General features: G+C 56.2%; 14 protein-coding genes and 1 pseudogene. 4 read left to right on the top strand and 11 right to left on the bottom strand.

The window, feature by feature from the left end; translation table 11 throughout:
* Positions 1-112, top strand: a pseudogene (locus V6N04_RS15670) (IS5-like element ISCARN85 family transposase); the annotation flags it as partial.
* A 222-nt stretch (positions 113-334) separates the two neighbouring features.
* Entirely contained in the window at positions 335-1,009 is a 675-nt protein-coding gene (locus tag V6N04_RS15665) for a Hint domain-containing protein (RefSeq protein ID WP_371171134.1), read from the top strand.
* A 304-nt stretch (positions 1,010-1,313) separates the two neighbouring features.
* Here the strand turns inward: V6N04_RS15665 and V6N04_RS15660 are convergent, their stop codons facing one another.
* From V6N04_RS15660 to V6N04_RS15615, 10 genes are all read right to left on the bottom strand, one after another.
* Positions 1,314-1,934, bottom strand: a complete 621-nt coding sequence (locus V6N04_RS15660) for a nucleotidyltransferase family protein (protein ID WP_371171133.1) — start codon at positions 1,932-1,934, stop codon at positions 1,314-1,316.
* A 42-nt stretch (positions 1,935-1,976) separates the two neighbouring features.
* Positions 1,977-3,332 (bottom strand): branched-chain amino acid ABC transporter permease, encoded by a 1,356-nt coding sequence (locus tag V6N04_RS15655; protein ID WP_371171132.1) that lies wholly within the window; start codon positions 3,330-3,332, stop codon positions 1,977-1,979.
* Positions 3,329-4,339 carry a branched-chain amino acid ABC transporter permease gene (locus V6N04_RS15650; RefSeq protein ID WP_371171131.1) on the bottom strand — a complete coding sequence of 337 codons (1,011 nt, stop codon included), beginning with the start codon at positions 4,337-4,339 and terminating at the stop codon, positions 3,329-3,331. Before V6N04_RS15650 ends, V6N04_RS15655 begins: the two co-directional genes overlap by 4 nt.
* On the bottom strand, positions 4,339-4,680 hold the full coding sequence (locus tag V6N04_RS15645; RefSeq protein ID WP_371171130.1) for a hypothetical protein: 342 nt from the start codon (positions 4,678-4,680) through the stop codon (positions 4,339-4,341). The genes V6N04_RS15650 and V6N04_RS15645 overlap by 1 nt, the downstream gene beginning before the upstream one ends.
* A gap of 2 nt (positions 4,681-4,682) precedes the next feature.
* Positions 4,683-5,399 (bottom strand): ABC transporter ATP-binding protein, encoded by a 717-nt coding sequence (locus V6N04_RS15640; RefSeq protein ID WP_371171129.1) that lies wholly within the window; start codon positions 5,397-5,399, stop codon positions 4,683-4,685.
* Positions 5,392-6,006, bottom strand: coding sequence for a hypothetical protein (locus V6N04_RS15635; RefSeq protein WP_371171128.1), 615 nt, complete (start codon positions 6,004-6,006; stop codon positions 5,392-5,394). Before V6N04_RS15635 ends, V6N04_RS15640 begins: the two co-directional genes overlap by 8 nt.
* Positions 5,999-6,781: an ABC transporter ATP-binding protein gene (locus tag V6N04_RS15630; RefSeq protein WP_371171127.1), complete on the bottom strand. Its 783-nt coding sequence runs from the start codon at positions 6,779-6,781 to the stop codon at positions 5,999-6,001. The genes V6N04_RS15635 and V6N04_RS15630 overlap by 8 nt, the downstream gene beginning before the upstream one ends.
* Positions 6,782-6,869: 88 nt before the next feature.
* Positions 6,870-8,054 (bottom strand): ABC transporter substrate-binding protein, encoded by a 1,185-nt coding sequence (locus tag V6N04_RS15625; RefSeq protein ID WP_371171126.1) that lies wholly within the window; start codon positions 8,052-8,054, stop codon positions 6,870-6,872.
* 109 nt (positions 8,055-8,163) lie between these two features.
* Positions 8,164-8,682 (bottom strand): GNAT family N-acetyltransferase, encoded by a 519-nt coding sequence (locus tag V6N04_RS15620; protein ID WP_371171125.1) that lies wholly within the window; start codon positions 8,680-8,682, stop codon positions 8,164-8,166.
* The gene (locus V6N04_RS15615; protein ID WP_371171124.1) at positions 8,679-9,668 is read right to left on the bottom strand and encodes a GlxA family transcriptional regulator; all 990 of its coding nucleotides are present in this window, start codon (positions 9,666-9,668) and stop codon (positions 8,679-8,681) included. Before V6N04_RS15615 ends, V6N04_RS15620 begins: the two co-directional genes overlap by 4 nt.
* 245 nt (positions 9,669-9,913) lie before the next feature.
* Here V6N04_RS15615 and V6N04_RS15610 point away from each other — a divergent pair, with 245 nt between their 5' ends.
* Positions 9,914-11,284, top strand: coding sequence for a class II 3-deoxy-7-phosphoheptulonate synthase (locus V6N04_RS15610; protein WP_371171123.1), 1,371 nt, complete (start codon positions 9,914-9,916; stop codon positions 11,282-11,284).
* A gap of 79 nt (positions 11,285-11,363) precedes the next feature.
* On the opposite strand, the gene V6N04_RS15605 is transcribed toward V6N04_RS15610, so the two are convergent.
* A complete protein-coding gene (locus V6N04_RS15605) occupies positions 11,364-12,224 on the bottom strand; it encodes a PAS domain-containing protein (RefSeq protein ID WP_371171122.1) in 861 nt (286 codons plus the stop codon).
* Between the two features lie 181 nt (positions 12,225-12,405).
* Here V6N04_RS15605 and V6N04_RS15600 point away from each other — a divergent pair, with 181 nt between their 5' ends.
* Positions 12,406-13,287 carry a YicC/YloC family endoribonuclease gene (locus V6N04_RS15600; RefSeq protein ID WP_371171121.1) on the top strand — a complete coding sequence of 294 codons (882 nt, stop codon included), beginning with the start codon at positions 12,406-12,408 and terminating at the stop codon, positions 13,285-13,287.
* The last annotated feature ends 12 nt before the right edge of the window (positions 13,288-13,299 follow it).

Raw genomic sequence — 13,299 nt, 5'->3', positions numbered from 1 at the left:
GTTTCGAAGGCTGAAAGGATACCGGCGCATCTTCTCAAGGTTCGAAAAGCTGGACGTCATGTACCGCGCTTTCCTGAATTTCGCCCTAATCGTCGATATGATTAAGTGTTAACAGGCCCTAGATAACGCGGCCGTGAGGTTTGTGACGAGCCTCGACCCCCTTATCTACCTTGTCGCGAATAATGTGTTGGAGATGTGACCAGAAGCTGCCTAACTTCCCCGAAAAATAGAAAAATCGATGAATTTCAACGAGTTTCTTCATAATTTGGGCACGAATTGGTATTAGTGTCAGAACAACCAGAGAGCGGCTGGTGTGTGTTAAGGGGTATAGACGTTGAGTTTACGTGACGTGAGATTGCAAGAAGCCATCCCAGTTCAATGGGCGGGCTTTTCGACAGGAACACCAACAAAAGATCCACTGCGTGGGCGCTATTCTCGCGGGGGTGTCGCACCTTCCGGGCTGTCGGCGAATTCGCGGGTTGAAACACTGCGAGGAGCGGTCGCAGCGCGCGATCTTCAAATCGGAGATCAGGTCAAAACCTATGATGGCTCTTTTGCCGAGCTACGCTGGGTAGGCACATCACGTCCCCTGATGAACAATGATTTGCCAATGCGTCGCCAGAATGCGGACGGCTCAGACAGCACCACACTTTTGACGCCGGAACATCTTGTGTTGATCGAAGACGATCGCTGCATCGCATTGTTTGGGCGGCGCGATGTGCTTTGCCCAGCAAAATATCTCGCAGCCAACGGTCACTATGCGCCGGACGCTGATGTTAACCCGGTTTTTGTTCACCTGCTATTTGACAGCTATGTGTTGGTAAAAAGTGGCGAGGATTGGGTGGAAAGTCTTAGCCCAGACATGGATCAGATCCGGATCGATGATCAAGATACGGCACAGGAAATTACGCGCCATCTGCCGCGCCTTGCCAGCCTACAGGGTCTGGCATCCTATGTTCAGACCCGCCCGGTTCTGGACGCGCGCGAGGCTGATTTACTGTTTCAATGATTTGATGGTGGTAAGCTGCGCGCTGGTCATCAAGAATCCGTAGCCGGAATGCGGTCCGAGTTTCATTTTGACCATGACTTGATGTCCAAACTTATGAGGCATCAACACGTTTCGGACAATTCGTCGAAATTCTTCGCCTCAGTCGGAGTTGCGTTCTGAGTTTAGGAAGACCGATCTCCCTGTTGCCACAAGTGGCACCCATGCGGGAACGGATACGGATGTTGCACAGTGCTCGTGCGGCGTGGGAGAGACCGAGCGGACGTTACGATGATAAACGAGTGCCGTTTGGCCACTGACGCTTCGTTCAATGATCGTCAGAGGGGAGGGCGCGTTCACCGCGTCTCTGGATCCAAAGATCCCAGTCCTCTGGCGTGTCGATGTCCAATATCGCATGATCCTCGGGCAGTGAAGCCAACTTGGTAGGGGCGCCTTTTACGACGGATTGTGCACCCTGGTCGCCCTCGAGCGCTGTGAGGGATGCAAAATACCGCTTTGGAAACAACACTGGATGCCCCGGGGTTCCGTCAGTCATAGCGCCGCGCGCGATGAGCCCTGGGTTGAAACACTCGCGCACCTTAAGGATATCGCCGGTGGTGATCGCGGGCATATCCGCCAACAAGATCACCACGCCATCCAAACCTTCTGGCAACATCGCTATGGCCTGCGATAAGCTGTGCCCAAGGCCCCGATGCGCGTCGTTGCATATTACCAGCGTCGCCTGTGTCGCCTGAATGCAAGCCTGCCTTGCGCTTTGGTCAGCACCCACTGCGGCATAGACGACGCTATCGGTCCTAAGGGCCACATGAAGACGGTCTTCCAGTAGTGCTGGACCACCCTCAGCTCGCAACATCAGCTTATCGCGCCCCATACGTCGCGATTGCCCGGCGGCCATGATCAAAATGGCGATGTTGGGCGGCGTTCCCATAGGTCTCCTATTGTGATCCGTTCGTAAACACGAACCGCTGCGCTATTTTTCCGGGATCAGACCGCGTGGGCTGAAACGAAGCACCAGAAGCAGAATTATGCCCATGGTGAACAGGCGCATATGTGCGGCAGAATCCAGTAGATGCTCTTTCAATGCCGAACCATCTGCCATTCCTCGGGTGATTTCAGACATCAGCCAATGGCCGATCGGCTCCACTTGAATCCAAAGAAACCAGATCAGGAATGCCCCAAGCACAGAACCCAGATTGTTCCCAGAGCCGCCCACAATCACCATCACCCAGATCAAGAAGGTGAAGCGGAGCGGTTGGTAGCTGCCCAGCGTCAGCTGGCCGTCCAGAGTGGTCATCATTGCACCAGCAAGCCCACACAGGGCGGATCCAAGGATGAAGATCTGCAAGTGCCGTTTGGTGACGTCTTTACCCATTGCACGCGCGGCGACTTCATTGTCCCGGATCGCGCGCATCATGCGTCCCCATGGCGAGTTAAGCGAAAGCTGCGCAAGGATAATGAGGGCGATCAAAACGACGCTGAAAAGCGCGGTATACGACAGTTTGACCGCCAGCGTAGACGCGGTTGTCACATCCAGCCCCAATGTTTCGGCGCGGTTCACAAAGTCGGTGCTTTGTTGAAGGTCGATCTCATAGGGAACCGGTCGTGGAATGCCGATTACGTTCTTCACGCCCCGCGCCAACCAGTCTTCGTTCTTCAGGACGGCAATAATGATTTCAGAGATACCCAGCGTTGCGATCGCCAAGTAATCCGAGCGCAAACCCAGCGCGGTTTTTCCCACAAGCCAAGCGGCACCCGCCGCCAGCACACCGCCCATCGGCCAAGCCAGTAAGGTCATGTAGCCATGCGCACGGTAGTTGTCAGGCCCGCCGGGGTTCAGGCCTCCGAGATAGCCGGTCTGAGCAGGGTTCACGGCCTCGACGCCGACAACACCTGCATCAAAGACCCAGCGGTACAATACAAATCCGATGACCAGCGTGGCCAGCATTGTCAGATTACGTCCCCGTCCGGGGGACATACGTTTGTGTTGAAACACCATCAGCAGGATGGTGGCTGCGCCAAGGATTAGACCGAATACAATGCCAAACCCGCCAGCGCTCCACGCGCCCGGCGTTTTTGGCATCGAGACGAGCACGGTTGCCAACCCCCCAAGTGCGACAAAGCCCATGATGCCCACATTAAACAGACCCGCATATCCCCACTGAAGGTTCACGCCCAGGGCCATGATTGCCGAAATCAGCGCCATGTTCAAAATGGTCAGCGATGCGTTCCAGCTGCCTGCGAATATCCACCAACTGGTCGACCCTTGAAGGATGAACAGAAGTGCGACCAGCGCGAAAAGAAGCGGTGTACGGATGGACTGGATCATACCGATTGCCCCTTGAAAAGACCTGTGGGTTTGAACAGCAAAACGACGATCAGAATGACGAAACTAACCGCGAATTTGTAGTCCGTGGACAAAAGCTGCACGAGGCTCGTCGGCTCCCAGCTTTCAGGTAGCAGATAGATCGCAACTTTCTTCCACGCATAGGTTACGGCAACCTCGGAAAAGGCGATGACGAACCCGCCCGCAATGGCCCCCAGTGGATTGCCAAGCCCGCCCACGATTGCGGCAGCAAAGATGGGCAGCAAGAGTTGAAAATAGGTGAAGGGTTTGAAACTTTTGTCCAGGCCATAAAGCACGCCCGCAATGGTCACGAGCCCCGCGACGATCAACCAAGTGATCATCACGACCCGCTCGGGGTTGATGCCCGAAAGGAGCGCCAGATCTTCGTTGTCCGAAAAGGCCCGCATGGATTTCCCGGTGCGGGTGCGGTTCAGAAACCAGAACAGGGCAATCACGACGATCACCGCGGTCACGATGGTCAGGCCTTGGCTGGTCTTAAAGGCCAACCCTTCCTTCAAACCTGTCATCTCTTTGAAATCACGGGCTTTAATGATAAATCGCGCACCGTCAGCAAAGCGCTGATCTCCGGGGCCGATGATAAAACGCACAACGCCGTTCAGGATGAACATGACCCCCATGGACGCCATCACAAAGACAATAGGTTTTGCTTTGACGCGCCTGTAGAATTTGTACACCACCCGGTCCGTCGCCAGCATCATCAGTGCTGTTCCCGCGATCCCGAAGGGCAGTGCCAGTAGGGCTGTGGGCAGAGGCGCAATGGACAAGCCAAGGGACTGGAAGCCCCATGTCACCAGAATGGTCACCATGGCACCAAAGGCCATGCTGTCGCCATGCGCGAAGTTCGAAAAGCGCAAGACGCCGTAGACCAGCGTAACCCCAAGTGCCCCAAGTGCCAGTTGGCTGCCATAGGCCATGGCCGGGATCAGGACGAAGTTGGTCAGCGCGACCAGTGCGTTCAGGACATCCATTAAAACTCTCCCTCGCAGGTGCCCAGATAGGTGATCGACGCGGGACCTTCATTCGAATGCGCTGTGAAACGCGCGGTATCTCCGTTGCGTGACAAAAGGTATTCCGATCCTTCGCCCGAGGCGAAGATGGCGGTCAGCGGTGCGTCGGACTTGACGCCCACCACCACAAGATCACCGAAATCAGTAACAAGCTTTGCGTCGTCAAGCCGCGCGGTCAGCGAGAACTGAGTGTCTTGGCAGGCTTCGGTTTCGTAGCATTCGGTTGTGAAGGTGCAGGTTTGGGCCATGGCGGGCAGGGCGGGCAGAACCGAGATGGCAGTTGCCGTAAGCAGGTGTTTCATCATCATCCCCCCAAGAATGACCGGCGGACTTCGGGGTCGGCCAGAAGCTCTTTTCCGGTGCCTGTATGCGCGTTGCGTCCTTGGACGAGGACATAACCTTTATCTGCGATCTCAAGGGCTTGGCGGGCATTCTGCTCCACCATGAGGATCGAGATTCCAGTGCGGGCGACTTCAATGATCCGGTCAAACAGCTCGTCCATCACGATGGGGCTGACCCCGGCTGTGGGTTCGTCCAACATCAGAACCGTCGGTTTGGTCATCAACGCGCGGCCTACGGCAACTTGCTGACGTTGCCCACCAGACAATTCGCCCGCGGCCTGATTGCGTTTGTCGTGAAGGATCGGGAACAGCTCATAGACCTGCGCCATCGTCTCGGCGATATCGTCCTCACGAATGAACGCGCCCATCTCTAGATTTTCCTCGACCGTCATCGACGTGAAGATATTTTGGGTCTGTGGGACAAACCCCATTCCTTTATGTACCCGCGCCTGTGGAGAAAGATCGGTGATATCATCGCCCCCCAACCGGACCGAGCCCTGCCGCAGGTTCAGCATCCCAAACACGGCCTTCATGCCGGTGGATTTGCCTGCGCCATTTGGGCCAACGATCACGGCAATCTCGCCCTTGTCCACGGCGATGGTGCAGTCGTGCAGAATATCTGGACCGGACTTGCCATAGCCGCCGGTCATGTTGTCGCCGATAAGGAAAGCGCTAGTCATCTTCTGTTCTTTTCAAATAGGTAAGGGCCTGTTGATGAAGGTTCTTTTCCTTCTCGCCCACCTCGTTACCAATGTGGAATGTGATTATTTGAAGCGAAGTATCGGGCGTGACGGCGACCGTATTCAGGTAAACAACCTCCAAACCGTCAATGTTCAAGCCATATGACATTGTACGAGACGGGATCTCGAGAACTTCACTTTCCGTCACTGAGTATACCGGGATCTGTTCCTTCGGAATGTCCAGCGCCACTGCCGCGTTGTCAATTGCGACTGAGGCCATGAAATCCAGAGATATCCCGACTTTCGCACCAATGTTTTCGGCAATGACCATCAGATAATCTCTGTCCGAGTGACGCAGCGATAACGTCGCGTCGTGTGATAGTTTCGACGTGGTTTTCCATTCGGTCGCTGGTGCGCAGAACTTGAATCCTGACGTAAGGGGCATGCATCGACCATTCTGGGTGATCGCGCCCTCTGCAAAATTCCACGTGCGATCAGCATTCAGGTGAACGATCTTTCCATCTACAACAGTGGTTGCGACGACTTCCGCATTTGCGGTCCAAGCCGCAAGTCCACATAAAATTACTGCCCAAATGAACCTACGCATCCACCTTATCCTTGTTCTTCAAACCCGTGCCCAGATACGCCTCGATCACCTGTTCGTTGGCTTTGATCTCGGCCAAGGTGCCTTGGGCCAGCACCTTGCCTTCCGCCATACAGATGACGGGATCGCAGAGACGCTCGATGAAATCCATGTCGTGTTCGATCACGACGAATGTATATCCGCGTTCTTCGTTCAGGCGCTTGATCGCGTCGGCGATGGTATAAAGCAGGGTCCGGTTCACGCCTGCGCCGACCTCGTCCAGAAATACGATCCGGGCATCGACCATCATGGTACGTCCCAGTTCCAGAAGCTTTTTCTGGCCGCCGGAGATTTCGCCCGCGCGCAGGTCCGAGATGTGGGAAATCGTCAGGAAATCAAGAACTTCATCAGCTTTTGCCCGCAGTGCGCGTTCTTCGTTTGCGATGCGTTTACGGCCAAACCATGTGTCCCACAGACGTTCGCCTGATTGCCCACCGGGAACCATCATCAGGTTCTCGCGACAGGTCATCGACCCGAACTCATGGGCGATCTGGAACGTGCGCAACAGACCCTTGTGAAACAGCTCGTGCGGGGGCAAGCCCGTAATGTCTTCGCCCGCCATGGTGATCCGGCCCGAGGTCGGAGGCAGCACGCCCGCGATCACGTTGAACAGCGTGGTTTTCCCCGCGCCATTGGGGCCGATCAGTCCGGTGATTGACTGTTCCTCGATCCGCATGGTGGCGCCATCAACAGCGTGAAACCCGCCGAAATGCTTGTGCACGTCTTCGATGACGATCATGGGTCCCCCTTAGCCGCGTGAAGGCTGCTTTGACTTACGAAAACAGCCCGGAAAACCCCGGGCTGCTTCATTCGTATTTTAGACGTTCTTAGTGGAACTTAACAGGCTTGATTTCACCACCTTCGATGGTGATTTCGCGGTAGCTACCACCGCTTTCGCCCGGGCCTACAAGTTCAACATCGGATCCACCGACATAGTCGATGTCACCACCAGAGGCGAGGATTTCCAGACCTTTGGCCAGTTCGCCCGGTCCAATCGGCTCACCCGGTGCGTTGGCAACGTCGGTCATCGCGGCGGCCACAGCAGCCCCGTCTGTTGATCCGGCTTTTTGCATCGCCAGAAGCAGAACAGCGGCTGAATCGTAACCTTCTTTCGCGTAAGGTGAGGTGCCATCGACGCCAGCAGCGCCCAGCATTTCCTCAAGCTTGCCTGCGCCATCGTTTTGCGAGCTCGGGTGTTGGCCGAAGCTGCCGTCGATGTCGCTGCCGAACTTTTCGGTCAACACGTCCGAGACCATGCCATCTGGCAGAACGAATGTTTCAAACGCGCCTGTGTCCAGCGACCCTTGAATGATGCCCGAACCACCTTGGTCCGAGTAACCTGCAACGACCAGTGCTTCGCCACCGGCGGATGCCAGCGCGCCAACTTCGGCCGAGTAGTCGGCTTTGCCTTCTTCGTGGGCCGCGTTGATCGTGACAGTGCCACCAGCAGCTTCGAATGCGGCTGCGAAGCTGTCAGCCAGACCTTTGCCGTAGTCGTTGTTGGTATAGGTCACAGCAACTTCGTTGATGCCGCGCGACTTGATGATGTCGGCCATCAATTCACCCTGACGAGCGTCCGATGGGGCAAGGCGGAAGAACAAGCCGTTGTCTTCGATGGTCGAAAGGCCAGGCGATGTTGCCGAAGGCGAGACTTGGGCCACGCCATTTGGCAACGAAACTGAGGTCAGAACCGCACCGGTTGCGCCCGAGCACATGGCACCAACGATCCCGGCGACGCCGTCACCGGTGACAAGACGTTCAGCAGCGGCGGTGGCGGCAGCAGCGTCAACACAGGTCGAATCACCACGTACCGACGAAACGGTCGACCCGCCCATGAACTTGCCAGAATCGCTGACTTCTTTAATCGCCATCTCTGCACCTTCCGCGATGGGTGGCGCCAGTGATTCCAGCGGGCCGGTAAAGCCCAAAAGAACACCGATTTTGACGTCATCTGCAACTGCGGCACCGCTCATCAAAGCTGTGGCTGCAGTAGCCATAAGAAACTTTTTCATTTTTCTCTCCCAATTGGAAAATTTCCGGTGCCGAGCGTAGGCAAGCCAATCAGAAAAGAAAAGGCCGAACGGTCGTCGACGGGACAAATGACCGGATATTTGCGCTAACTTACGGGCGTTGTAGGCGGTAATAGGCGCTGTCGCACCATTCATCATAAACGAAGATGGTCTTTGAAGCGGTCCCATTTGGCTCAAATCCCAGCCGCGTCAAAAGCTTAACCGAGCCGGTGTTGCGCGGATCAATCTCGGCGGTGATCTCGTTGATGTCCGGGTGCATATCCCAAGCGGCGACGGTCACGGCGTGCAGCGCTTCGCTCGCCAAACCTTGCCCCCAGTGATCGGGATGCAGGATGTATCCAACCTCGGCCAGTCGCCACAGCCCGGCTTTTCCAATCACGTGGCCTTGATGCTCAATGACGAACTCTAACCCGGTTGCATCGTAGGACGCGATCATCCCGTCGAGTGTCGTTTGCGTCCGGGCAGGGGTGTCATGTGCCTCATGGCTCCAATACCGCATTGCGTCAGGATGTGAAAAGATGCGGTGCAACGCGACCAGATCGTTTTGTCGGGGCGGTCTAAGGCAAAGCCGCTCCGTCTGGATTGGAATCTCGATTGCTGCCCTTGTCACAGCGTGGCCTTGGTCGCGTGGCTCCCTCGTTCGCGGTAAGGCGTCGTGTCATAGTGTGACCTGTAGCATTTCGAGAAATGCGAGGGGCTGGAGAAGCCGCAGGCCAGCGCCACGTTAATCACGCTCATATCGGTCTGCATCAACAGGTTGCGGGCCTTTTGCAACCGAAGTTCCATATAATAGCGCTTGGGCGATCTGTTCAGGTACCGGCGAAACAGCCGTTCCAATTGGCGGGTCGACATGCCGACGTCAGAAGCCAGAATCGAAGGAGAAATAGGCTCTTCGATATTTGCTTCCATTTTCTGGATCACTTCGCTGAGCTTCGGATGGCGCACACCGATACGGGTGGGAACCGACAGCCGCTGTGTGTCGCGATCGGTGCGGATCGAGGTGTAGATCTGCTGATCGGCCACAAGATTGGCAACGTCTTCGCCATGATCATCTGCGATGAGTTTTAGCATCAGGTCAATCGATGCCGTACCGCCCGCTGTTGTCATCACGTTGCCATCGGCGACAAAAACACGCTTCGTCAACTCAACCTCGTCAAACTCTTCGGCGAAACTGTCGTGGTTTTCCCAGTGGATCGTGGCGCGTTTGTCATTTAGCAGCCCGGCCTTGGCCAAAATATGCGCCGCCGTGCAAAGCCCAGCGACACGCACGCCGCGCCGCGCTTCACGTCGCAACCAGCTCAGAAGCTTCAGGGTACAATGACGCTGTACGTCGACACCCGAGCAGATCATCACCGTGTCGTCGCGTCGCAACTCCCCAAGGTCGCTGTCCAGATTGAACGACGGCCCGGCCGAGGATGTCACCGTCCCACCGCCTTCGCCCATAATCACCCACTCATAAAGCGACTGACCCGACGCTCGATTGGCAATTCTAAGCGCATCAACTGCCCCCGCGAAGCTAAGCAGAGTAAACCCTTCGACCAGCACAAACACGAAGCGGCGCGGTGTGACGCCTGATGCTTGGGGGGCTTTTGTCATCCAATGAACCTCGTTCAGATGTGTTTTCATAGACTTGGCGGGAACTTCAACAGTTTTGGTCGCCCACGACAAGGGCGAAACTGCCCTCTGCACGATCCCGTGAGCAAGATCAATCATGATAACGATAACGGGTCATTAACCGCTTGCATAAGTGTAATTGCGTGTTAGCGCTGGTCAGGTTAGAAGAATGATCCTGAGCCCGCGCAATATCTGCGTGGGAAAACCAAGAAAAACGGAGCAAAGACATGACGGAGTGGGACAAGTCGGCCTGGCGCAATAAGCCTCGGGTGCAGATGCCTGAGTATACCGATCCGGCCAAACTGGCCACGGTAGAGGCGCAGCTTGCGAAATATCCCCCATTGGTCTTTGCCGGTGAGGCGATGCGCCTGCGTGAAGAACTCGGTCGCGCCTCGCGCGGTGAGGCCTTTTTGTTGCAAGGCGGCGATTGCGCCGAGAGCTTCTCGGACTTTTCGGCTGACGGCATTCGCGACACGTTCAAAGTGATGTTGCAAATGGCGATGGTGCTGACCTTTGGTGCCAAAGTGCCGGTGATCAAGGTGGGCCGTATGGCCGGCCAGTTCGCCAAACCACGCTCGGCGCCGACCGAGACTGTGGATGGCGTGGAACTGCCCAGCTACCGCGGTGATATCATCAACGAACTGGATTTCACCGAGACCTCTCGTGTGCCTGACCCCGCTAAGATGCTGCAGGCCTACACGCAGGCGGCGGCAACGCTGAACCTGCTGCGTGCCTTTTCAACGGGCGGTTTGGCGGACGTGCATCAGGTGCACGGATGGACTCTGGGCTTCACCGCCTCAGATGAAGCCGAGAAATATCGTGCCATGGCGGAACGCATTCAAGACACGCTCGATTTCATGCGCGCGGCTGGTGTTGACAGCGACCGGGCACATACGTTGCAAGCGGTTGATTTCTATACCTCTCATGAAGGGTTGCTTCTGGAATATGAAGAAGCTCTGACGCGTTTGGATGACACAACGGGCAAGACCGTTGCAGGTTCGGGTCACATGATCTGGATCGGTGACCGCACCCGTCAGCCTGATGGCGCACATGTCGAGTTCTGTCGCGGTGTTGTGAACCCCATCGGTCTGAAATGCGGCCCGACGACCACAGCTGATGACCTGAAGGTTCTGATGAACAAGCTGAACCCAGAGAATGAAGCGGGGCGTTTGACGCTGATCGCGCGCTTCGGCGCCGGTAAAGTATCCGAGCATCTGCCGCGCCTTATTCAGGCCGTCAAGGAAGAGGGTGCAAACGTCGTGTGGTCCTGCGATCCAATGCATGGCAATACGATCAAGTCGGCTACAGGATACAAAACGCGTCCGTTCGATGCCGTGCTGAAGGAAGTTCAGGAATTCTTCGGAGTTCACAAGGCCGAGGGCACCATCCCCGGCGGTGTGCATTTCGAGATGACCGGATCCGACGTGACCGAATGTACCGGCGGCGTACGTGCGGTAACGGATGAGGATCTGTCAGCGCGCTATCATACAGCATGCGATCCGCGTCTGAACGCCAGCCAATCGCTGGAACTGGCCTTCCTTGTTGCGCAGGAACTGTCGTCGCTGCGTAGCGAGCAGCCTGCAGCCAAGGCAAGCTAACGCAAGAACGCTCGATCTGCGAAAACAGAAAACCCCGGCCTTGACCGGGGTTTTTTATTTGATCTGTAAGAACTAAGGCTCAGTCGGTGCTTACCAGCCTAAGGTGTCCGCCCGGCCGAGTTTTTAGCGGCGCGTTATTTGGTCCCACCGTTTTGCCATGAAAGCTCTCGGCCAGTTCCGCCAATCCGGGTACTTGCACGCCCGATGGTCCCGAAGGGCGCATGATATGCCCCTCTGATGATCTGTTCTCAGCCGAATGAGCAGGTCGGATATCCACGCGGGTCACGTCAGCCTCTGCCGTTTTTCCCCCACGAATATCCCAATAGCCGGGGCGATCTAGTTCGGATCGGCGCAGCTTTTCAGCCTCGTGTGCCATGTCTGACGCAGGTGCGTCGACCGTCAGCGCGGTGGCGTCAATGTTTCGAATGCTAAACCGGTGCGGACCGCGTGCAAGCTTTCCCTTGACCTGAATAGCGCCCAACAGGCGGGTCACCCGGCCTTCGTTATTCTTGAGCGGCAAAAGAATCATCTGGGCGTCCAGCGCCGGCTGAAACATGCTTGCTTCGCTTTGCAGGCTCATGTGGACCTCGGCAGGCATGTCGAATGCGCGCTCTAATGCGTCCTGAACTTCATCCCGGGCCTGAGGTAGGAAGAAGGCGCTGATCGGCATGCCGCGCACCTCCATCGACATGATATCGCTGAGATGTTGCCCAGCCAAACGAATACGCGCATGTCCGGGGGCGATCCGTTCCAGCACGAAGGCAAAGGCAAGATTGTCTCCAATACCGCGCGGGTCGACATCACTGCGGGTGGGCATCAGCCGTCCGTTGCGCAGACCGTGCCAATAGGCTTCGATCTGGGCGATGGCTGGGAATTTCCGCTCCCGACGCGCCGAGGCGAGCGCCACAACATTTCCGTCTTTCAAGTATTCGATTTTCATTCCTGCGTCCCAGACTTTGAAACGGTTTTAGTAAAATACGATTTAACGAGCGAGCTTGTTCAAATTGTGACCGTTTGTTAACGATTGTTCGGATAATCCTTACCGATACCTTAATATGTCACATTCCATTCGAAATTGGCATAAAAACTTAACAAGTGGTTAACAAACGATGCCGAATTCCATGACAGGCTTCGCCAGCTTATCGGCGGAACAGGACGGATACAGCTGGTCTTGGGACCTGCGGTCGGTCAATGCGCGCGGGTTGGATATCAAGGTGCGCGTCCCCGATTGGCTTGACGGGCTCGATGACACTCTGCGCAAGGCGTTGAAGGCCGCAGTGGCGCGCGGGAACGTCTCGGTCGGGTTAAAAATAAACCGCCGCGATGAAGCAGGCACGTTGTCGATTAATCCCGAGGCCCTAGAGCGCACCTTGAGCCATTTGGCCGCCATCGCCGCCGAGGCCGAGGCGCGCGGATTGCCCGTATCTCCGGTGCAACCCACTGATATTGCAGGAATGCGGGGGGTTTTGGATCAGCGCGCAACCACCGCAGAGGATGTCGCGCCCATTGTTGCCGCGCTGACCGCCGAGGTGCCGGATCTGGTCGCACAGTTTGTCAATTCGCGCGCGCAAGAAGGGCAGGCTTTGACTAAGGTTATGTCGGCACAGATTGACGAAGTTGAAGCCCTTGTCTCTGCGGCTCAGGCCACGTTGGAAGACCGCCAAGACGCCCAGACCGAAGGGCTTCGTGTCGCCTTGACACGGGTGATGGACAACGCAGATGGCGCGGACCCTGATCGTGTTGCGCAAGAACTTGCCATGATCGCCGTGAAAACTGACGTTAGGGAAGAAATTGACCGTCTGATCGCCCATGTTTCCGCCGCGCGGGCGCATTTGGCCTCGGACGTGCCGGTGGGCCGTAAGCTTGATTTCCTGATGCAAGAATTTAACCGCGAGGCGAACACCCTGTGTTCAAAGGCGCAGTTTAAAGAACTGACCACCATTGGGCTTGACCTGAAGCACGTCATCGATCAGATGCGCGAACAAGTTCAGAACGTGGAGTGACAACATGAACGC

Source organism: Aliiroseovarius conchicola (genome assembly GCF_041403445.1).
GTDB classification, from domain to species: domain Bacteria; phylum Pseudomonadota; class Alphaproteobacteria; order Rhodobacterales; family Rhodobacteraceae; genus Aliiroseovarius; species Aliiroseovarius conchicola.
Note: the sequence above shows the minus strand (reverse complement) of the source record. Positions and strands in the feature narration are given on the sequence as shown.